Source organism: Vibrio sp. 10N.261.55.C5 (assembly GCF_041470505.1).
Classification (GTDB): Bacteria; Pseudomonadota; Gammaproteobacteria; order Enterobacterales; family Vibrionaceae; genus Vibrio; species Vibrio crassostreae_C.
Window position 1 is genome coordinate 216618 of sequence record NZ_JBFRMS010000011.1, and the last position, 21177, is coordinate 237794.

14 protein-coding genes are annotated in these 21177 nt (G+C 44.8%); 6 read left to right on the plus strand and 8 right to left on the minus strand.

Features of this window, described 5'->3' with window-relative positions; genetic code table 11:
• Positions 1 to 141: 141 nt before the first annotated feature.
• Positions 142 to 1794: a group II intron reverse transcriptase/maturase gene (gene ltrA / locus AB4263_RS04605; RefSeq protein WP_372097707.1), complete on the plus strand. Its 1653-nt coding sequence runs from the start codon at positions 142 to 144 to the stop codon at positions 1792 to 1794.
• Between the two features lie 269 nt (positions 1795 to 2063).
• Here the strand turns inward: ltrA and AB4263_RS04610 are convergent, their stop codons facing one another.
• Entirely contained in the window at positions 2064 to 4484 is a 2421-nt protein-coding gene (locus AB4263_RS04610; protein ID WP_136975773.1) for an ATP-binding protein, read from the minus strand.
• A gap of 441 nt (positions 4485 to 4925) precedes the next feature.
• Here AB4263_RS04610 and AB4263_RS04615 point away from each other — a divergent pair, with 441 nt between their 5' ends.
• Entirely contained in the window at positions 4926 to 5483 is a 558-nt protein-coding gene (locus AB4263_RS04615) for a VC2662 family protein (protein WP_017068001.1), read from the plus strand.
• Between the two features lie 192 nt (positions 5484 to 5675).
• Positions 5676 to 7154, plus strand: a complete 1479-nt coding sequence (locus AB4263_RS04620; RefSeq protein ID WP_372097709.1) for a diguanylate cyclase — start codon at positions 5676 to 5678, stop codon at positions 7152 to 7154.
• Positions 7155 to 7219: 65 nt separating this feature from the next.
• On the opposite strand, the gene AB4263_RS04625 is transcribed toward AB4263_RS04620, so the two are convergent.
• From AB4263_RS04625 to epmB, 3 genes are all read right to left on the minus strand, one after another.
• The gene (locus tag AB4263_RS04625) at positions 7220 to 7708 is read right to left on the minus strand and encodes an MgtC/SapB family protein (protein ID WP_004733333.1); all 489 of its coding nucleotides are present in this window, start codon (positions 7706 to 7708) and stop codon (positions 7220 to 7222) included.
• Between the two features lie 105 nt (positions 7709 to 7813).
• Entirely contained in the window at positions 7814 to 8341 is a 528-nt protein-coding gene (locus AB4263_RS04630; RefSeq protein ID WP_372097711.1) for a prepilin-type N-terminal cleavage/methylation domain-containing protein, read from the minus strand.
• 13 nt (positions 8342 to 8354) lie between these two features.
• Positions 8355 to 9377, minus strand: a complete 1023-nt coding sequence (gene epmB, locus AB4263_RS04635) for an EF-P beta-lysylation protein EpmB (protein ID WP_136987099.1) — start codon at positions 9375 to 9377, stop codon at positions 8355 to 8357.
• 33 nt (positions 9378 to 9410) lie between these two features.
• Here epmB and efp point away from each other — a divergent pair, with 33 nt between their 5' ends.
• Complete coding sequence (efp, locus tag AB4263_RS04640) at positions 9411 to 9977, plus strand: elongation factor P (RefSeq protein WP_017067165.1); 567 nt, start codon at positions 9411 to 9413, stop codon at positions 9975 to 9977.
• Between the two features lie 423 nt (positions 9978 to 10400).
• On the plus strand, positions 10401 to 16217 hold the full coding sequence (locus tag AB4263_RS04645; protein WP_372097713.1) for a hypothetical protein: 5817 nt from the start codon (positions 10401 to 10403) through the stop codon (positions 16215 to 16217).
• 76 nt (positions 16218 to 16293) lie between these two features.
• Here AB4263_RS04645 and frdD read toward each other — a convergent pair whose 3' ends face one another.
• From frdD to frdA, 4 genes are read right to left on the minus strand one after another with little or no spacing between them, the layout of a single operon-like run.
• Positions 16294 to 16680, minus strand: a complete 387-nt coding sequence (frdD, locus tag AB4263_RS04650) for a fumarate reductase subunit FrdD (protein WP_017063167.1) — start codon at positions 16678 to 16680, stop codon at positions 16294 to 16296.
• Between the two features lie 12 nt (positions 16681 to 16692).
• Positions 16693 to 17076 (minus strand): fumarate reductase subunit FrdC, encoded by a 384-nt coding sequence (frdC, locus tag AB4263_RS04655; RefSeq protein WP_017061300.1) that lies wholly within the window; start codon positions 17074 to 17076, stop codon positions 16693 to 16695.
• A 1-nt stretch (position 17077) separates the two neighbouring features.
• Complete coding sequence (locus AB4263_RS04660) at positions 17078 to 17842, minus strand: succinate dehydrogenase/fumarate reductase iron-sulfur subunit (protein ID WP_009847917.1); 765 nt, start codon at positions 17840 to 17842, stop codon at positions 17078 to 17080.
• Complete coding sequence (frdA, locus tag AB4263_RS04665; RefSeq protein WP_017063169.1) at positions 17842 to 19683, minus strand: fumarate reductase (quinol) flavoprotein subunit; 1842 nt, start codon at positions 19681 to 19683, stop codon at positions 17842 to 17844. Before frdA ends, AB4263_RS04660 begins: the two co-directional genes overlap by 1 nt.
• Before the next feature lie 451 nt (positions 19684 to 20134).
• Between frdA and epmA the strand changes: the two genes are divergently transcribed.
• The gene (gene epmA, locus AB4263_RS04670; protein WP_371725427.1) at positions 20135 to 21106 is read left to right on the plus strand and encodes an elongation factor P--(R)-beta-lysine ligase; all 972 of its coding nucleotides are present in this window, start codon (positions 20135 to 20137) and stop codon (positions 21104 to 21106) included.
• Positions 21107 to 21177 lie beyond the last annotated feature (71 nt).

Sequence of the window (21177 nt, forward strand, 5' to 3'; positions counted from 1 at the left end):
AAGAAGGCTTGTAAAGCCGAAGGATGACTAGCGAACTTCGTTCGCTGGTTGATACTTGTCCCCCTAAGGGTGAATGATACTTCACCCTTAGGGGAGATCTATCTTCACTCCACATGGGGGATCCACCATGAGGAAAGCAAGATGAGTAAGGCACAGTGTCTACCTGCATTCTCATACTCGAACGATAGCTGGCAAACCATTAATTGGAAGCTATGCCATCAAAGAGTAAAGAAGCTACAAGTACGGATTGCGAAGGCAACTAAACACGGCGATAACAGGCAAATTAAAAAGCTACAGCGCATGTTAATACGCTCTTTTTCTGCCAAAGCGATAGCGGTAAAACGGGTAACCGAAAACCGTGGAAAGAAAACATCAGGTGTCGACAAAGTACTTTGGAATACACCAACTTTGAAATGGGATGCTATTCAATCTCTAACGAGTAAAGGCTACAAGCCAATGCCGTTAAGGAGGGTTTACATTCCTAAATCTAATGGTAAAGAACGTCCGCTAGGAATACCGACCATGCGTGATAGAGCAATGCAGGCACTGCACCTGTTAGCGCTAGAACCTGTATCGGAAACCAAAGCGGACAGACATAGCTATGGATTTCGTCCTCACCGCAATTGTGCTGATGCTATTGAACAATGTTTCGTAAACCTCAGTCGCAAGAGTAGTGCCCAATGGGTATTAGAGGGGGATATTAAAGGGTGTTTTGATTTCATTAGTCACGATTGGTTAATCGCTAATATCCCTATGGATAAAGTGATACTCAAGAAGTGGCTTAAATCCGGATTTATGGAATCTGGAAGTTGGAATCCAACAGAAGCAGGTACACCGCAAGGAGGAATTATTTCTCCTGTACTTGCGAATATGGCTTTAGACGGGCTAGATGCGGTGCTGGAATCTCATTTCGGGAAGAAAAACACCAAAGCTAGTTATAAAACTAAGGTTAACTATGTGCGATATGCTGACGACTTCGTCATCACTGGCATCTCGAAAGAGTTGTTAGAGCAAGAAGTACTGCCAATAGTTGAAGCCTTTATGGCGGATCGTGGGTTAGAACTGTCGAAGGAAAAAACATTAATCACACATATAGAGAATGGGTTTGATTTCCTAGGGCAGAACGTTCGGAAATACAAAGGCAAGATGTTAATCAAGCCTGCGAAAAAGAATGTGAAAGTCTTTTTGAAAAACATAAAAGATTATCTCGATAGTCACAAAACGGCTCCAGCGAGTGCAATCATTGCCAAGTTGAACCCGATGATCAGAGGGTGGTGTAATTACCATCGTTGGATCTGTGCTAGTGAGACATTCAAGTATGTAGATTACCGAATCTGGAAGATGCTTTGGCGTTGGTGTCGACGTATCCATTCTAATCGCCGAAAACGCTGGATTAAAGATAAATACTTTAAGTCAGTAGGGGATAGGAGTTGGGTATTCAGTGCACCAAGACCAAAAGAGGAAGATGGCTACTACCGTTTGCTTTACGCATCGAGAGTGAAAATCGACAAGCATGTAAAGATTAAGGCATTAGCGAATTGTTACTTACCAGAAGATGAGCAATATTTTGAAAGTTTGACGATCAGAAGATTGAAGAAATCTTTATCAGGTAACATGAAGCTTTGGAAGATTGCCGAAAGGCAGGGTTTCCAGTGTGCGGTATGCCACCGGCAGTTTGCCTCTGAAGATGAATGGGATGTTCACCATATCATTCGACGAGTCGATGGTGGTTCGGACAATAGCGAAAATCTTATGATGTTGCATATTAATTGTCATAGGCAATTACATGTTTGAGTTGCTGGCATTTACTTAGGTAGGTGCTTATAAAGGCTTGAGCCGTATGCGGGGAAACTCGCACGTACGGTTCTTAGGGGGCGGTGTCGCAGTAATGCGTCGCTGCTACCCTACATCATCCCCCTTTCTCTATAGCAGAGAAAGTCACACATAAGCTTTAGAAAACGGAGACTTCGGTCTCCGTTTTTTTTGCTCTTAAAGTCTTATTTATTCGCATCCCGTATCTGTATCTCAGCTTCACCATCACTCTTTTTTCCAAAGCTCCTTGGTCAGCCTGCCTTGTGCGTAAACTGTTGTTCATCAATTTTTTGCAGCATCATGTCACGCTTAAATGGTTTTGGAAGATAATCGTTCATTCCACACTCGAAGCAACGTTTAATATCATCATCGAGCACGGATGCCGTTAAAGCGAGGATATGTGTTGCCTGAAGTTGCAGGTTTTCTTCATAGCGCCTGATTCGCTCTGTTGCCTCAAAGCCATCTACATTCGGCATCATGCAGTCCATCAAAACAAGGCCGATGTCTTGATGATGCTCTCGATATAAATCAATCGCTTCTTGTCCATCATTGGCAATCAAATAGTCAATCCCTAACTTATCTAAATTGATACATACCACCTTCTGATTTACGCGGTTATCTTCAACTATGAGGACTTTTTGACGTACAGTCGCTTCTATCGGCTCAGGTTGATGTTGAGGGGGTTGTGGCTGTGACCTTTCAAGCACGGAGTTCAACATGCTACTTAAGCGGGAACCGAGCATAGGAAGAGTCACATAGCCTGAGATAAAATGACACTCACTCATAGGATCACTAAGATTATCTTTCACTATGATGATTTTCACCTCTGGTGCTAAGCGATGCAGTGTTTTGGCTTGGTTAATATCTTCCATCAAAGCGATCTCTGGGAGGTCAGTTGCCGCCAAGTTTGTTTCGATTGATTTTAGTTGTGGTGAGTAACCAAGGCGGAACAAGTCATCGAGTAAAAGTTTCGATGGCGCATCTGAATAATAGACAACGGTTTGTTTACGATTTTTATGTTCAGAATGATCTGATGGCACTACGGTTAATTGGAAATGAAAGCAACTGCCCACGTCCTTCTCTGACTCAACGTTTATCGAGCCTCCCATCATTTCCACCATACGTGACGAAATACTAAGCCCTAATCCGGTCCCCGCAATATTGGAGGTGATGTTGGTATCTTCTTGGCAAAACGCTTTGAAAATGTGCTCTTGTTGGTCTGCTGCGATACCAATACCCGTATCTCGAACAGAAAACTCGACCACACACTCTGTTTCCAATGATGGAAGCCGTTTAGCGGTGAATACGATAGAGCCTTGTTCTGTAAATTTGATCGCATTTGAGGCTAAATTCATCAACACTTGGCGAATTTTATTCCCATCAACATGAATGTACTCTGGGAGCTCGCCATCAATTTCAACTTCCAACTTAATCTGCTTTTGATAAGCTTTAGAAGAAATCAGAGTCACGCTATCAAACAGCAGCTCTCTTAAGTCTGTCGTATGTGGATTAATTTCCAGTTTACCCGATTCAATTTTGGACAGATCGAGAACATCGTTGATCAACATAAGTAAGGTTTGAGAAGAGGTATAGATAGTCCCAAGGCAGTCTTTCTGTTCTGCGGATAGTTTGGTTTCTGCCAGTATTTCTGACATACCAATCACGCCATTAAGCGGTGTCCGTATCTCATGAGACATATTGGCAAGAAAGGCACTTTTTGCACGGTTTGCTTGTCGTGCTTTCTCTTGTGAAACAATCAATTGAGTTTCAAGTTGACTGGCACGCCACACAACATAAAGCAGCACCAGTAACGTCACCCCTCCTAATGCGGCTGTCGATAAGTAGCTGTACGACTTTATCTGCGTCAGGCTCTCTGCGATCTGCTTGGGTGTTTCGGTGAAAAGTAAGTTGAGCTCATCTTCAACATGATAAATACTGCTGGTGAGTTCTCCTTTGAGGCCGCTATCAGAGCTGTACCCGACACTCTTTAACCCTCGCTGCAATCGCCAAAAGTGGCGTTTAAAATTATTAAACGAAGCTAATGCACTGATCGTTCGGGAATTCTGTTCTATTTCATCTTGGATTTTGAACAATGAATCGACAATCTTATCTAATGTTGTCTGATCAAAATCGGTAAAGAACTGATACATGAGATCTTGTGTTTCTAAAGTCAATTCTTCAAGCTGCACATTATTGGATTCATGTACGAAGCGCTCAAGTGTCAACGCTGCATTTTTTAGTTTCTCAATGAGCCCAATTTGGTCCCTCTTGCCATGTATGCTGACTAACTCAAGGGCTAATAATGTAAAGGCGGTGTGGTACTCGTCGAGATACTCGACAACTTTGGCATAATTAAAAGAAATATTGAGGTCGCTTCGTACGATTTTCCCATCGATCTCAGCCAGCTTTTCGATCAGCTGACTTCGCTTTATATTGAGTTGTTCTTGAATCTCTGGTTGCCTTGTGGAAACAAACTGCTGCTCTTGTCGTCTGACAGAGAGCATAACGCTATAAGCTTCAGAAAGACTGAGCTGGAGATTAATCATGTCCTGCTCTTTGTTCTTCAGAGCATGGCTAACATAGATATAGAGGCCTAAAAATAACACGATAGCCAAAAAACCACGCGAAATAATCGCTTTAATGGTCTGTTTATTCGTAGGTTCCTTAATCATGCTATTCCCGCTGTTTCATATCGTTCTATTCCTATATTAGAATTTAGTTTATTTTCAGAATTTTACGAACATTAGTTTTTGAATACCTGAGGTCTGTTGAGCTTTTATCAATAAATTTTTTAGGATGACATCGCTTTAGATGCGGCAATAAGTGTGTGGGCTATAAGCTTGTGAAACATGTTGATTTTCTCGCCTAGATTTTTGTTTGGAATAATAAGCGTTAGAGCGGAGGTTTCGGTCTCTGTTTTTTTTGCTTTTCGCATCTCGTTCACTCGAATCCCGCATCTGCTCTTAACCATTGCTCTTTATGATTTAGCGGCTTATATTCAACAGTACAGTTATTACATTGATTTAACATGGGTAGCTGTTGAATAAAGGACAATAAATGCTTGATTAAAAATGGATTAATCAAGTTAACAATAAGTCAGTGGAGACTCCCCAATGAAAAAACTACTTTCAGTACTTGCTGTGTCGGCAGCAGTAATGGCACCGGCAGCATTTGCTTCTTCGCCTGTTATGTTTTCAACGATTAACGGTTTCAACGCACCTGATTCAGATGCGGTTGGCGGTGTGCGTTTGGCTCTGCTTCACGGACAAGTAAACGACCTTAAAGGTGTCGATCTTGCCGTTGTTGGTATGTCTGAGACGCAAACGACCACAGGTGTGAACCTTGGTATTTTTGGTGCATCAAAAGTGAACCAAGAAATGACCGGTGCATCTCTGGGTTTCTTCAACTGGAATACGGGTAAAACAACCGGTGTTAACCTGGGTGCTGTGAACATTACTAATGATGTGAAAGGCGCGAACGTGAGTTTTGTAAACTACTCAGAAGGTAACACTATGGTTGATGTTGGTGCAGCGAACCTTTCAGAAGTGTCTACGGTTCAGGTTGGTATCTTCAACAAAACCAACAAAATCGAAGGCGTACAAGTTGGTCTGATCAACTGTGCTGACAACGGTTTCTTCCCGTGCTTCCCGATTGTAAACTTTGCTAAGTAAGGCTTAGTGTTACTATAGTGATTCATAACGCCTAAGTGCATCTGACTTAGGCGTTATTGCAACTCAACATTTTCTTATAGATATCCAAACGCCCCTCCAAAATAGATAAGCATATTGTTTTATATATTCTATTGCAGTATTTTTACTTATGAGTACAATGTGCGATAAATTCCCAATGATGATTTATATGCTTTGATTAACCACCATACCGTCGATTTTAAAAAGGCTTTCTTAGGCCTGACCGCCAGTTTTTTAGTAGTTTTGAGCTTGTTGCTCGTTGATTCAGCGGAAGAATCAGATAAACAGTATGGAATGGAAAACCAAGGCGTAACACGCTCTTTAGCGGAGCTCACACAGATCATAAATGCGCTTGAGTACAACATCACTGCGCTTTATCCACTGCATGGGGATACCTACGTATTCTCGCATGACAAAAAGATCGAGGGTGAGACGTGTTACTTCACCAGTGAGGAGCAACATGCCCCTCGTTTTGATTTTATGTTCTCTGGCCCTCGCGAGATGTGCAACCCGGAATCGGACCTTTATACCGAAGCGGGTAAGCGCCTGTTCATCGCGCCGACCATGGCTTATTTTGCCAATACCATTGATACCATCTCTGCGATTTATTTCATTTCAAAAGAGAAATTCATTATCTCTTCGCCTTCTGATTTTGCCAGTTACATTAAGGGCGACACCTTTGATTCGGTTGTGAATAGCAGGCCTTATTGGGTGAACACGATTCGCTTTGGCTTAGCTCAAGGGCAAGACCAAGTGGTGTATACCGGCCAATATGATGATTACTTAACAGGTCAGAAAGTGGTGACCTTAACCAAAGGAATCTACGTTAATGGTGAGTTTAAAGGGGTATTGGGTGTCGATGGTTATGTCTCGAACCTAGTATCGAACCCTACCCATGGCTATAAAGTCACAAGTACTCGAGGCGCAAACAAATACGGGTTTATGGATTTTACGTATTCCAAGCCTCTGTACGTTGATGACATTGACACCCAGCTATATCTGAGTATTGAAGAAGATAAGAGCGAGCACTTTCTGCATGTCTTAGAGATGGAGAAGATTCAGCTTTCGATACTGTTGGTTTTGTACTTGCTCTCGGTTTTATGGCTATGGCGCTTCTATACAAGACAAGAGCACCAGCGTCTAAATGATCTTGCAATGCGCGACCCACTAACGGGCTTACTGAATCGACGTGGCTTTGAAGCTCGATTGCTGGCGCTGGATGAGGATCCGATTATTGGTGTTGGCGTGTTTGATATTGATGATTTCAAAGTCGTTAATGATCAGCATGGCCATAAAGTGGGGGACGAGGTGATTTGCCATGTTGCTCAGGTGATGCTGAATAGCGTTAGACAGCAAGATATCGTGGCACGGTTTGGTGGCGAAGAGTTTGTTGTCGCGCTCACGGGTGAATCTTCTGAGTTGCTTTCATCGATCTTTGAGCGAATTCAAAACGACATTAGCCTACAGAGTTATCGATGCCCTACGGGTGACAAGATTAGTATCTCAGTGTCTGGTGGCGCGACGCTTTACTCTTTGTATAAGTTCGACAGCGTAGGGCACTTGTGGGAAAACCAGAGTATTCGTTCGTCTGATGAGCAGCTCTATAAGGCAAAGGCTGCAGGTAAGAACCAGGTGTGTATTCAGGTGTATTAATTAGTTGGATACACAAAGGCCTAGTCGTGTGACTAGGCCTTTTTAATGTCTGTTTCAGGTTGAGGTTACTTCTTCACGCGGCCTTTTCTCATCCACTTCTGATGCACACCACGACGCAGGCTCTGGAAGCTGTTTTCCACTTTATCGACACCAAGCAGTATCACAAGTGCCATTAGAGTGATGATGACTGATTGGGAAAGATGCCCTAGTGCGATCATCATACCTAATGCTGCGAGTACCCAGATAATTGCGGCTGAAGTCACGCCATGAATCTTGCCATCCAGTGTCATCATTACACCAGCCCCAAGAAATCCAACACCCGTAATTATCTGACCAAGCACACGAGCTTGATCGAGTGTGTTGGGTGATAGGCTGATCGCCATGGTGAGGAAGAAATAGGTACCACTGATGATCAGAATCGACGTTCGGATTCCGACGGGTTTACCGCGTGTTTGCCTTTCGATTCCGATTAAAGAACCACACAGCATGCATGCAGCGAGGCCTGCCCAGCTAAAGGGGGCAAGGTTGAGAGTTTGTTCTATAAATTGTGACATATCACCCCTCCTAAAAATTTAGAATAGAGCCGAGTATGCTAATAATAGACCGGACGATCGAACAAAAACTTTTTGTCTTAACGATTGATAAAGATTACTTAAAACCTAGCAGCCGCTTGTTGTTAAGGTGAAGGCTGGTGTCGTGGTCTCTGTCGCTTCTTGGTACTCAAGGTAGCAGTTATCAGCCTGTTTTTTTCGGCTAGAAGGCGCATAAAGAATAATGCCATCATTTGCATCTGTGTTGGTAAAGAACCAGTCAGCTCGACCCGTATCCCAAACAGCATCTAGAAAGGTTGATTCGATGAGCTGTGACCAAGTTTGATCGTTCATCGCTGCAGGATAACCATAGACCACTGAGATATTGTCACCCTCAACATTAATCGATGCGCTAGCTGCTTTATCTAAGCCCAATGCTGATGTCTTACCATAAAGCATAGCACTTGCGCCCTCCATTCCGCCCTTAAGGCCATTTAATGTCGAGATGCGCGCATCAGTTTGCAGGTTGAGGAACTTAGAAGCTGCAGTGACCGACACAATGCCTAGAATCACGATCACCACAACCAGTTCGATAATGGTGAAGCCTTTCTGTTGAGTCTGTGATTGTGAGCGAGCGTTTAAGGCATTGGGATTCATTGATACGACTTCTTTATTCAATATGTAGGTCGAGCGGTGTCTTGCTGCTGCGTCCGCCAATTTCACGGGTTAACTTAGGTACTAGGTAGCCAGAAACCTCAGAGATTAATCCTTTAAAGTGATGCTTCGCCTCTTCATCTGAAATATAGAAGTGCGCTGCGCCCTGAACCTTATCAAGTACATGCATATAGTAAGGTAAAATACCGGCGTCGAATAGCTTTTCGCTTAATTCTTTCAATGAGTTAGCGCTGTTGTTTACGCCTTTAAGCATCACGCCTTGGTTGAGCAGAGTCGCACCACTTAACTTAAGCTTGTGGAAAGCTTGTTTGAGCTCTAAGTTAATTTCGTTGGCATGGTTAATATGACTCACCATCACCACATTAAGGCGAGTTTGAGCTAACAATTGGCATAGTTCATCCGTTACTCGAGCGGGAATCACAACCGGTAATCGGCTATGAATTCGAACTGTTTTCACATGTGGAATTTGTGCGATAGCATGAATTAGCCACTCTAGTTCGCTGTCTTTTGCCATCAGTGGATCGCCACCCGACAAGATAACTTCGTTGATCTCTGGGTGAGCCGCCACATAGTCGAGACTGGTTTGCCAAACCGACTTCGAGCCCTTGTTATCTTGGTAAGGGAAGTGACGACGAAAGCAGTAGCGGCAGTTAATCGCACAACCGCCTTTCACAATCATCAGTGCACGGTTCTTGTATTTGTGCAGTAGCCCAGGAATGGCGTTGTCTTGCTCTTCCAGTGGATCAGCGGAATAGCCTTGGTGTACCTCAAACTCTTCGCTTAGCGGTAAAATTTGTCGTAGCAATGGATCGTGTGGGTTGCCTTTTTCCATTCGTTCGACAAAGCTAAGAGGTACCCGAAGTGCAAATAACTCACGAGCAGCGAAGCCTGCTTGCCATGGTGTTGGGTCTATTTCCAATGCCTCAAGCAGTTTTGTCGGGTCAGAGATCGCATTCGATAGTTGTTTGAGCCAGTTTTGCTCAACAGATTCGACTTTTCGGGTTATGATATGCGGCATTGAAATTAACTCAAAGATGTGGAAGAGAAAATCATGGCGTCAGTAAGCACCAATGAATTCAAAGGCGGTTTAAAATTCATGATGGATAACGAGCCTTGCTCAATTATCGAAAATGAATACGTTAAGCCAGGTAAAGGCCAAGCGTTTAACCGTGTTAAACTTCGTAAACTGCTGTCAGGCAAAGTGTTAGAGAAAACATTTAAGTCAGGCGATACAGTAGAACTAGCGGACGTTGTAGACGTTGAACTAGGCTACCTATACAGCGATGGCGAATTCTACCACTTCATGAACAACGAAACATTCGAGCAAATCGCTGCTGATGCAAAAGCAGTAGGCGAGACTTCTAAATGGTTAGTTGAAAACGACGTATGTACTCTAACGTTGTGGAATGATAACCCTATCACAGTAACTCCACCAAACTTTGTTGAGATCGCAGTAACAGAAACCGATCCTGGCCTTAAAGGCGACACACAAGGTACTGGCGGTAAGCCTGCAACTCTAGCAACAGGCGCGGTAGTTCGCGTACCTCTATTCATCGCAATCGGTGAAGTTGTTAAAGTTGATACTCGTACTGGCGAATACGTTGGTCGTGTGAAGTAATTGACTTCAAGTATCTGAAAAAGGTCGCTTAGGCGGCCTTTTTTGTATCTGGAGATCGGGGAAAAGCAGAAGAGCAGACACGCGTAAACGAGATGCGGGATGCGAGATACGAAGAGCTGGAAAATCAAGAGTGAGTAAGCCAGATGCGATTCACCTTGGTTACAAGGCTACATTGTGTGACTAGTGTCATATTTTGGTTGTATTCTGGATGAAAATCAAAAATTTTATCTAACTTATAGATTTACAAGGTGTTGTTGGCGTTTATATATCGCAACAAAAATCGCTCAATTCAATATGTGACTGTTTAATATTGATTTTGTGAATATGTGTGGTGGAAAGGGAAGCTGATTACAATATTGTTAGAATGAGTAGAGTCTACTAGCTTTATACGCGATGTTATTAAGCAACTATGTGGATATTAATATGAGACTTAATGCAATTACGTTGGCTCTTGGTTTGGTTAGTATCGTCGGGCTTTCAGGATGTGATGACGATGATACAACCGTGTCAACCACGACTCCGAGTGAGACTCCCTCGACTCCCAGCTCCCCAGCTGAAACGACTAAATACAGTGTGACTGCAATTGATGGTTATTTACGTCATGCTCGAATTTGGTTAGACCTTAACGGTAACTACGTCTTAGACGACGGTGAGCCTAATGCTATTTCTGGTGATGGCGGAGTTGCAGATTTAGACGTCACCGATGTCGACAACCCTGAACAGTACCCTGTCGTTGTGCAAGCGATCTCCGGGCAGACGATTGATGAAGATGAACCTGATGTTACGGTGTCTGACGACTATATTATGTCAGCCCCTCCAGGTGAAAAATATGTCACCCCTTTGAGTACGCTAGTTCACGTATTGATCGAGCAAAACACTACAGATTCTGACGATGCTGCTGCGGTTGAAGCAGCAAAGCAAGCTGCCATTCAGCAAGTCGCTGATCAGCTAGGCTTAGATGAAGATGAAATCTTAGGTGATTTTGTTGAGTCAGGTGTTGAGGCTGCCGCTTATGCCGCTGAAAACTTGGTTGATTCAAATGTTTTGCCTTCATCTCCTCAAGAGTTGCAAGAAGTTGCTGAAAGTGAAGATAAAGGGACTAAGTTTCTCTCTGTGACTGCATCTGTGAATAATGAAATCAAAAAGAAAATTGAAGAAGTTGCAGGTGATAGCGATAAGACATTTGATAATGTTGGTGGTGCGACAGAGGGTGTCGATTTTTCTAATGACACAGATGATGACGGCGTCCCCAATGACTTAGATGACTTTCCGAATGATCCCGATGAAAGTCTGGACTCCGATGGTGATGAGATCGGCAATAATGCCGACCTAAATGATGATACGGTGGACGGAGAAGATGACATCTACCCTGATGCCAATGATGCGTTTCCAACGGATCGTTCTCGTGCTGGTGACCATGACTCGGATGGGGTAGACAGTATTGATGATGTCTTCCCACAAGATCCAACTGAGTGGGCTGATAATGACTCTGATGGCTATGGTGACAATCAAGATGTATTTGATAATGACCCAACCGAATGGGCAGATACGGACGGTGATGGTGTTGGTAATAATGCCGATAAATTCCCATCGGATCCCAACGAGTCCTTAGATACGGACGGTGATGGCGTTGGTAATAATGCCGATGAATTCCCAACCGATGCGACCGAATGGGCAGATACGGATGATGATGGCTTAGGCGATAACGAGGATGACCCGTATCCAAACGATACGGATAACGACAGTTACAACAATGATGTTGATGAATTCCCAACCGATGCGACCGAATGGGTCGATGTGGACGGTGATGGCGTTGGTAATAATGCCGATGTTCATCCAGAGGATGGAAATAAGTCAATTGCTGATGTTGTGGCCAATGTTAGTGCAACTGATGTAGCAGTTTTAAACATAACAGATCGCGATATCATTACACTGGATATTGAGGTCGAAGAAATGGTTGAGACACTGAATAGCGGAGAGATTGTTACCACCATAACTACTCAATATATTACTGCTGATGACGTGGTATATGGCACGACACAAAGTGTCGATCACCTGTTAAATGATGACTTTACTCGTATCCAGACCTTTGCGTACGACTATAACCTCGATGGTACTGCACGTTACGAAGGCATGTCTCTTGAAATTGGTACTAGAACCGAAACAAGCGAGACGTATTGGCGCTATATCGATGAGGGTGATGCATCTCTTGAGGGCGGTTTCGGCGGTAATGGTCGTGTCTATGAACAAGGCGTAGCCTTAACATCTAGAGTTCACCCAAATGACTTATCTCAAATAGATACAATACATAGTGTATCAGTGGAATTTGAGGACGTCGCAGAGGGCGTTCAAGCGGTCGAAACGTTAACCGAATACACGGTAAATGGCTTTGATATCGACGATGTTCAAACCCATCAAGCTCAATGGGCTCAGACTTTAACCACTGTAACGCAGGATTACGTGCAGAGTTTCGTGGAGTCTAAGCAGGATTGGGATGCAGACGGCAATATCAACGTTGAACTTCGCTTTACAAGTCATCTTGATGGCAGCTATGTCTACGAATATTCGACACCAGTATGGGCGAATCCGGAGGATGGTGAGTTCCATGAATACGCCGATTTTAACTTTAACGATGGTAAGTGGGACGAGCTCACCTCGTACTGGAACTATTACCGCAAAGAGGTGCTAATCAATGGTGATGTTCTTGAAAGTGGAGAGCGTTCGGTTCTAAACGAGGAAACGAACACACTACTCATTGTCGATAGTGATCCAATCAATACCTTGTTCCAAGAATGGAATGCCGTGTCTCGTTCTGTCAGTGATGTGGAAAAAAATAAACACATAGAGTGGCAGCACTACCCATTAGCGGATTATTCATTTACGACTGACACAGATAACGTCGGACAGGCCTATCGCGTTTACCAGAAACAATCTAATGGCCTTTGGGTTGCTACCTCATTTGATGAGTGGGGAACACAAGCTGTTGTGGATCTACCACAACAGGTAGAGGATGCCCGTGTTGCTGGCACAGAGTTGGAGCTTATTGATGACCAAATCATTCCAGGCCTGAGCCGATACGCTACGCTGTTACCTACAAGCAGTTTCCAATACGATGACAATGGGCCAATTCAATGGCACGTCGTAACACAAGACTATCTGTTCACTGATACTGGTATTCCAACACTGGTTACACTGGATCTTGGTGATAGTGGTGTGGTTCCTGGTTCGTTCACCGGAGTGAATGACGTTGATATGGTGCTTATGGTCCCGGATGTTGAGAATCCTTGGCCTTGGCACAATGCTTACTATCGCAGGGGCATAGACACTTGGAGCATGGATCTAACGGAGGAAGCGTTTAGTTGGCATAACAGTCTAGGAGTGTTCTTCTTAGACGAGACAGCTGCGCAAGATTATCTTGCAGAGTTTTTAAATCAAGATAGCGACGACGATGGCTTTAAAGACTACGAGGATGCTTTCCCTAATGATCCAAATGAATGGGATGATAGTGATGGTGACTATGTTGGCGACAATAGCGATGCCTTCCCTTATGACTCATTAGAGTGGGCGGATTCTGATAGTGATGGTTTAGGCGATAACCATGAGAATGCAACCGAAGGTTTAGATCCGAATAATGCTGATTCAGATGAAGACGGCGTTTATGACGGTGAAGACCTTTATCCAACCGACCCAAATAAGTGGACTATTACCGCCCAAGAGTTTGCGGAGCAAGAGGGGACTCTTTACGGATTCTTCAGCGATTGGAGCGAACTATCGTTCGTAGATATTCTGTTTAAAGAAACCTTGAGTTATGGCGGTGATACGTTAACCCTTACAGAACTCATACAGTACCGTGGTGATCAATCCTTTATCCAGCTACCACTTGAAGCTGAGGGGGACGTACAGCTCACTGAAAACGGCTGGCAAACTCCGGTAGGTTATACGATAGACTTCTCTGGAGAGCAACTTATTGCCTATCCAGAAGACAATTCCAGTTTCTATTATTCAGTAGAATCAGAAGTGGTAAACCTATCGGGTATGGCATTGTATGAAGTCTACTTTGAGTGGTTCGACTTCATGGAAGAGGCGAGGTTCGCTGAAGGCTCACAAGCGGTAATGTTTACCTTCTCTCCAGCCGTAAACCAGTACTTCCTATGGGAGGGTGGTAGTCCGTACGTGAGGTTCTCTGACGTCGGTTATGATACGGATGGTAGCTCTATTACAAGTCTGGACGACATTATTGTGTCGCAGTCGGTCGGTGAGTCGGTTTCCACAGATCTTACTACCTCTGTTGGCCTCTATCTAGACTTTGATATCGAGTTAGTGAGTGATGGCACGGCGCATTATTACTTCTTTGATTGGGACGCAGGAACGGCAAGTCGCGTCGCTACTGCGGATTACTTACGTTACACATTACACGGTGAAGATATCGTCGAATTTACCGTACCAGTTGAGGCTATGCCCTACATGGGAGAGGGGGATACGCCTACCATGATCTTTAGCATGTACAATGGTGAACTTACGGTAGGTGAGATTGAGGCGCCAAGTGCTGAACCGTCGGACGATACTATGTACGCTTTCAATGGTATTGCCGCACAGTCTATAGAAGATGGTGTAGTGTTGAGCGATTACCTATTTACCTGCTACTTGGGTGATAGCGATGATCAGTCAAGCCCAATCATGGCTGACTATGAGCTTGCGATTACGGATTGTGGCGGTCGAACTCACATTACCAGCGAAATGGTCGAGGGTCTAAACTTCCAACGCGTTAAAGGCAATGGAAATACTCGTGACTACTTGTTCAATGCTGATGGCACAGTGCATGTATTGAAGGGAGAGGGCGGTAACTATACTGACGATTGGGTCATAGAAGATGGCTTGGTTAAGATCAGCTATTCTGATGAATCGGAGAGCTTCACGACTTACTGGGCACTGTTAGATTCGTTGGATGATACGTGGTCAATCAAGTTCTATGAGAACGAAGTTGTGGACGGTCAATCAAGTAGCTATATCTGGATGGATACTATTATTCAACAAGATCGTCCGATTGTGCTTGAAGAGTGCTACATCGGTGATGCAGAACCTGTTGAGGGGCAACCTATCCCGAGTATGAGTGACTATGAAACGGCGATCACGGATTGTGGCGGTCGAACTCACATTACCAGTGAGATGGTCGAGGGTCTAAACTTCCAACGCGTTAAAGGCAATGGAGATACTCGTGATTACTTGTTCAATGCTGATGGTACTGTACATGTATTGAAGAGTGAGGGTGGTGACTATATCGATGACTGGGCCATAGAAGATGGCTTTATTAAGGTTAGCTATTCTGATGAATCGGAGAGCTTCACGACTTACTGGGCGTTATTAGAGTCAATGGAGCAAACTTGGTCAATTAAGTTCTTCGAGGAAGAAACGTTAGGCGGTGTGACTGAAAGTTGGATATGGGCAGATACCGTGGTGCAACAAGATAGAAACGCTCTGCAGTTTGACCCGACTAACTTGGTATTGAGGGAGTACGATAGTAACAACTTCTTCTTCCATGCTGATGGCAGTATGAGTTACATCGGCAATGACGGCACTGAGACCTATGGGAACAGTTGGATGCAAACTTCAGCTAATACCATGGTGGTAACTTATGAAAATACCTCAACCGAGCAATGGGTACTTGTATCACAAACTGATGACGAATTAAGTATCTCTAGGGATGGTTCCGAGGAGGTGCTTACAAATGTTACCTACGAGGGAACAGTAACGGTCTGTGAGGATGGTGATTCACCGTGGGATGATTTTACGGACCAACCCTCTGACTTTGGCACTCGTTCGGACTATGACAGCGCAGTCGCCAACTGTACCGTTGGTGGTGCTCAGTTTATAGAGTCTGATTTCACAGGTAATGGCAGTGAAAGTTCTCGTTGGGAGCTCATCGATCTTTGGGAGATAAATGGCACCGTCATGGCTGTAGTTGAAGAAGAGGTTGTGTTCCATAGTAACGGTACTGGCTACTTTGACGATGATGAGGGATTGTTCGGGTTCGATTGGGTGATTTTGAATGGTGAGGTGACCTTAACCATAACCGAAGAGGAATTTATAGGAGCCAAAGACACCTGGAATAAGGTTGATCAAGATGGAGAGTATATTACGACTAAATCCTTCTGGAGCGATCCAACCTGGAGCAACCCTGCGCCGGCAGAGGGAGAAGCGGAGATAACCTCAGGTGTGATGCGATTTGTGGGGTTTGAATAGCCGTAACGCATATAGACTTATCATCTAGCATAGAATAAACGCCTAGGGTCAAACCTAGGCGTTTTCTATTTAACTGTTAAATCATAAAAATGAAGATAACAGACAATGCGCTGATTAGGCCTGCAACGAAGTAGCAGCCAACTTTACCCGCAACACCGACATGGAACTTAAGGTCGTGCATGCCGTGGTGAAGGCGGTGCATTGCGTGCCACATTGGCAGTGCTAGCGTACCGATGATGAATAGCGCACCGATAATGCTGGTGGCAAATTCAGACACACGCTCGTAGCTCATTGCGTCCGCATCGATGATGCCCATTGGCACTAAGATACCTAACACTAGAACCGTGATTGGTGTGATCATCGCGAACCAAGTACCACCAGCGCCGAATAGACCCCACCAGATTGGCTCATCAGAGCGTTGTGGGTTGTGGTTAACAGGTTTTACTTTGTAATTTGTGTTCATAACGAAAGCTCCTTACACCACAACAAGAACGATTAAAGAAATAAAAGCCACCGCTGCCCACTGGGTCAGTACGATGATTTTTTTATCAACCAATTTGCCTTTAAGACGGATTGGCATTACTTGAGGCATCATGCTGAAGAAGGTCTGAGCGTGCAGTAAGCTGCCTAGCAGTGCCACGATGTTGATACCAACAACGATAGGGTTAGCCATAAAGCTCAACCAACCAGCCCAAGCTTCAGGGCCTTTCACTAGTGCACCCAAACCGAAGGTTAGGAACAGAGTGAATAGAATCAAAGGCAGTACAGTCGCTTCACGTAGCATGTAGAAGCGGTAGAACGGATGGTTGCTCCACCACGTTCTCTTCATCTCACGAACATAAGGCTTACGATTGCTCATATTATGCCTCCTCTGCTGTTTTTACTTGCGATCCGTCTGGCTTGAACATCGAGATAACGAAGTCCATTGAAGACTCAACTTTGCCTTGGTTTACTGCCGCTGCTGGGTCTACTTTCTTCGGACATACGTCAGAACAGTAACCTACAAACGTACAGCCCCAAGCGCCATTGTCGCCATTGATAAGCTTCATACGTTCGGCTTTACCATTGTCACGGCTATCTAGGTTGTAGCGGTGAGCAAGAGCAAGTGCCGCAGGGCCGATGAACTCAGGGTTTAGACCAAACTGAGGACATGCTGCGTAACACAAACCACAGTTGATGCAGCCAGCGAACTGCTTGTATTTCGCCATTTGCTCTGGAGTTTGGATGTTCGTGCCGTCTTCTGGCTTACGGTCGTTACCAATGATGTAAGGCTTGATCGCTTCAAGGCGCTCGATGAACGGCGTCATGTCGACAATCAAATCTTTTTCGATTGGGAAGTTAGCCAAAGGCTCAATCTTGAAGCCATTCGGGTAATCACGTAAGAAGCTCTTACATGCCAGTTTTGGCACGCCATCAACCATGATGCCGCAAGAACCACAAATCGCCATACGACAAGACCAACGGTAAGACAGGTCTTTATCTAGGTTATCTTTGATGTAACCAATCGCATCAAGTACTGACATGGTTTCATCAAACGGAACTTCAAAGGTTTGAAAGTGAGGTTCTGCATCGTGCTCAGGGTCATAACGCAGGATTTCAATTTTTTGGATTCGATTCGCTGACATTATGCTTGCTCCTCTTCGCTCTTCTTAGCATTCTCTTCTGCTGCTTTTTCAGCGGCAGCGGCTTTCTCTGCAGCTTCACCGTACAGACGAGCTTTAGGTTGAGATTTGGTGATCTTAACGCCGCTGTAGTCGATGGTTGGTGCTGCATCTTCGTTGTAGAAAGATAGAGAGTGTTTCAGGAAGTTTACGTCATCACGTTCTGTGCAGTTGTCGTCTAGACGTTGGTGTGCACCGCGAGACTCTTTACGAAGGATCGCTGAGTGAACCATCGCTTCTGCAACTTCAAGACCGTAACCCACTTCGATAGCGTAAAGTAGGTCAGTGTTGAATACTTTGCCTTTGTCTTTAATGCTGATCTTCTTGTAGCGAGCTTTCAGTTCAGTGATTTTGTCGATGGTCTTTTGCATCAAGTCTTCTTGACGGTAGATACCACAACCCGCTTCCATGGTGTGACCCATTTCAGTACGGATGTCAGCCCAGTTCTCGTCGCCTTCTTGGTTTAGTAGACCTGCGATGCGCTCTTCAACCGCTTTCACTTGCTTAGCGATAGACTCTTCGTTCCAGCCTTTGAATTCAGCAGCGCGTTTCACCGCTTCTTCACCAGCAACGCGGCCAAATACTACGAACTCAGCCAGTGAGTTAGAACCTAGGCGGTTTGCACCGTGTAGGCCAACTGAAGCACATTCACCAACGGCGAATAGGCCTTTAATACGAGTTTCACAGGTACCGTTAGTCTCAATACCACCCATGGTGTAGTGAACGGTCGGGCGAATTGGGATTGGCTCTTTTGCTGGGTCTACGTTTACGTACGCTTTTGCAAGCTCACAGATGAACGGTAGACGCTCTTGCAGGTACTCTTCACCAAGGTGGCGAAGGTCAAGGTGCACGACATCACCAAGTGGGTGCTTGATGGTGTTGCCTTTCTGCTGCTCGTGCCAGAATGCTTGAGAAACTTTGTCACGTGGACCCAGTTCCATGTATTTGTTTTTCGGCTCGCCCACTGGAGTTTCAGGGCCCATGCCGTAATCTTGCAGGTAACGGTAGCCGTTCTTGTTGACGATGATACCGCCTTCACCACGACAACCTTCGGTCATCAAGATGCCAGTGCCCGGTAGGCCTGTTGGGTGGTATTGAACGAACTCCATATCACGCAGTGGCACACCGTGGCGATAAGCCATTGCCATACCGTCGCCCGTTACGATGCCGCCGTTGGTATTGCAGTGGTAAACACGACCTGCGCCACCGGTTGCTAACACAACAGATTTCGCTTTGATCGTAACAAGTTCACCTTCAGACATGTGAATCGCGATTAGGCCTTGTACTTCGCCATCTTCAACGCCGCTCTGGTTTTCTACGAGAAGGTCCACCACAAAGTACTCATCAAATCGTTTGATTGTGTCGTACTTCATCGAAGTCTGGAACAGAGTATGAAGCATGTGGAAGCCGGTTTTATCCGCTGCGAACCACGTTCTCTCTACTTTCATACCGCCGAATCGGCGTACGTTTACTTCACCGTTTTCTTTACGACTCCATGGGCAGCCCCATTGTTCCATTTGGATCATTTCGCGAGTCGAGTTTTCAACAAAGTATTCAACAACATCCTGTTCACATAGCCAGTCGCCACCGCCAACAGTATCGTTGAAGTGGTTATCTAGGCTATCTTCGTCTTTAATTACCGCTGCTGAACCGCCTTCTGCCGCTACCGTGTGCGAACGCATTGGGTAAACTTTAGAAATCAGTGCTACTTCCAGTTCAGGATTAGCTTCAGCCGCAGCAATAGCTGTACGAAGACCAGCGCCGCCTGCGCCGATGACTGCGATATCTGTGGTAATTGTCTTCACAGTTATTCTCCAGTGTGATGCGGAGTATTCCGCTTGTTATTATAAAAAGCCTATTTAGGAGGTTCTAAATTGTAGGAACCATTTAGCACCCCTAAGCCTTAAGTGGTAGGTTCAGTGTAAGAGAGGAAGGTATTCGAAAAGTTGATGCATTTGGGTTTTTAGGTCGGTAATGCATATGGAGGCATAGAAATTATAGGTTATGTGACTGCAATCACGGCAATGAATCGTTGATAACGATTAACCCACAGGACGGGTGTTAACGGCTTGTTGAGTATGATTTTTGTTATCAATGTTGATGTGAAATCTGTATTGATAATTGTATTGTAGAACGTAATTTTCTGGCTTCATTAAAACAACATTTTGCTTTCACGAATAGAAAGATAGAAGCTTACAAAAGCGATGAAAGGTGGTAATTTTCGTCGCCTAGAATTCAGTAATATGGAACTCAATAATGCACTCTACATGGCAACCGGCCGCAACCATTAAACAGTTAAAGCAACGTGCTGATATCCTTAATCAAATTCGTCAGTTCTTTGCTGAGCGAAACGTGATGGAAGTGGATACGCCTGCGATGAGCCACGCCACGGTGACGGACGTGCATTTGCATACTTTCAAAACTGAATTCGTAGGGCCGGGTTATGCGCACGGTCAGCCTCTGTTCTTTATGACTAGCCCTGAGTTTCATATGAAACGTCTATTAGCGGCGGGCAGTGGCTGTATTTACCAAATTTGTAAGTCTTTCCGTAACGAAGAAAATGGCCGTTACCACAACCCTGAGTTCACCATGTTGGAGTGGTATCGCGTTGGCTTTGATCACCATGACCTGATGGATGAAATGGATTTGCTGTTACAGCAGGTACTTAAATCGGGCTCAGCAGAGCGAATGACTTACCAACAAGCCTTTATTGACGTGTTAGGTGTGTGTCCACTGGAAGATTCGATGGCTACGCTAAAGCAAGCCGCAGCAAAACTTGGGCTCAGCGACATTGCAGATCCAGAACAAGACCGTGACACCTTGCTGCAGTTGCTGTTTAGTATTGGGGTTGAAGCCAAAATAGGCCAACAAGTCCCTGCGTTTGTTTATGACTTTCCGGCTTCACAAGCGGCATTGGCTAAGATTAATCCTGAGGATTCGCGAGTGGCGGATCGCTTTGAGGTGTATTTCAAAGGCATCGAGTTAGCAAACGGCTTCCATGAGCTAGATAAACCACAAGAGCAGCTCAAGCGCTTTGAAGATGACAATGCCAAACGTATTGAGATGGGTTTATCGCCTCAACCGATTGACCATCACTTGATTGAGGCATTAAAAGCGGGCTTACCAGACTGTGCGGGTGTTGCTTTAGGTATTGATCGTCTGATCATGCTGGCGTTAGGTTATGACCACATCGATGACGTGACGGCTTTTCCTTTCCCACGTTCTTAACTTTTTGCTTTTGTTTTTACTGAGAGTGAATAGTCATTAGCTATTCACTCTCAGTTTCCAATCAGCTGCCA

Coding starts and splice junctions, on each gene's coding strand:
- ltrA (WP_372097707.1), top strand. CDS start 142: ATGAGTAAGGCACAGTGTCTACCTGCATTCTCATACTCGAACGATAGC.
- AB4263_RS04660 (WP_009847917.1), bottom strand. CDS start 17,842: ATGTCAGCGAATCGAATCCAAAAAATTGAAATCCTGCGTTATGACCCT.
- AB4263_RS04630 (WP_372097711.1), bottom strand. CDS start 8,341: ATGAATCCCAATGCCTTAAACGCTCGCTCACAATCACAGACTCAACAG.
- epmA (WP_371725427.1), top strand. CDS start 20,135: ATGCACTCTACATGGCAACCGGCCGCAACCATTAAACAGTTAAAGCAA.
- AB4263_RS04615 (WP_017068001.1), top strand. CDS start 4,926: ATGAAAAAACTACTTTCAGTACTTGCTGTGTCGGCAGCAGTAATGGCA.
- frdD (WP_017063167.1), bottom strand. CDS start 16,680: ATGAACACAAATTACAAAGTAAAACCTGTTAACCACAACCCACAACGC.
- frdC (WP_017061300.1), bottom strand. CDS start 17,076: ATGAGCAATCGTAAGCCTTATGTTCGTGAGATGAAGAGAACGTGGTGG.
- AB4263_RS04625 (WP_004733333.1), bottom strand. CDS start 7,708: ATGTCACAATTTATAGAACAAACTCTCAACCTTGCCCCCTTTAGCTGG.
- AB4263_RS04645 (WP_372097713.1), top strand. CDS start 10,401: ATGAGACTTAATGCAATTACGTTGGCTCTTGGTTTGGTTAGTATCGTC.
- efp (WP_017067165.1), top strand. CDS start 9,411: ATGGCGTCAGTAAGCACCAATGAATTCAAAGGCGGTTTAAAATTCATG.
- epmB (WP_136987099.1), bottom strand. CDS start 9,377: ATGCCGCATATCATAACCCGAAAAGTCGAATCTGTTGAGCAAAACTGG.
- AB4263_RS04610 (WP_136975773.1), bottom strand. CDS start 4,484: ATGATTAAGGAACCTACGAATAAACAGACCATTAAAGCGATTATTTCG.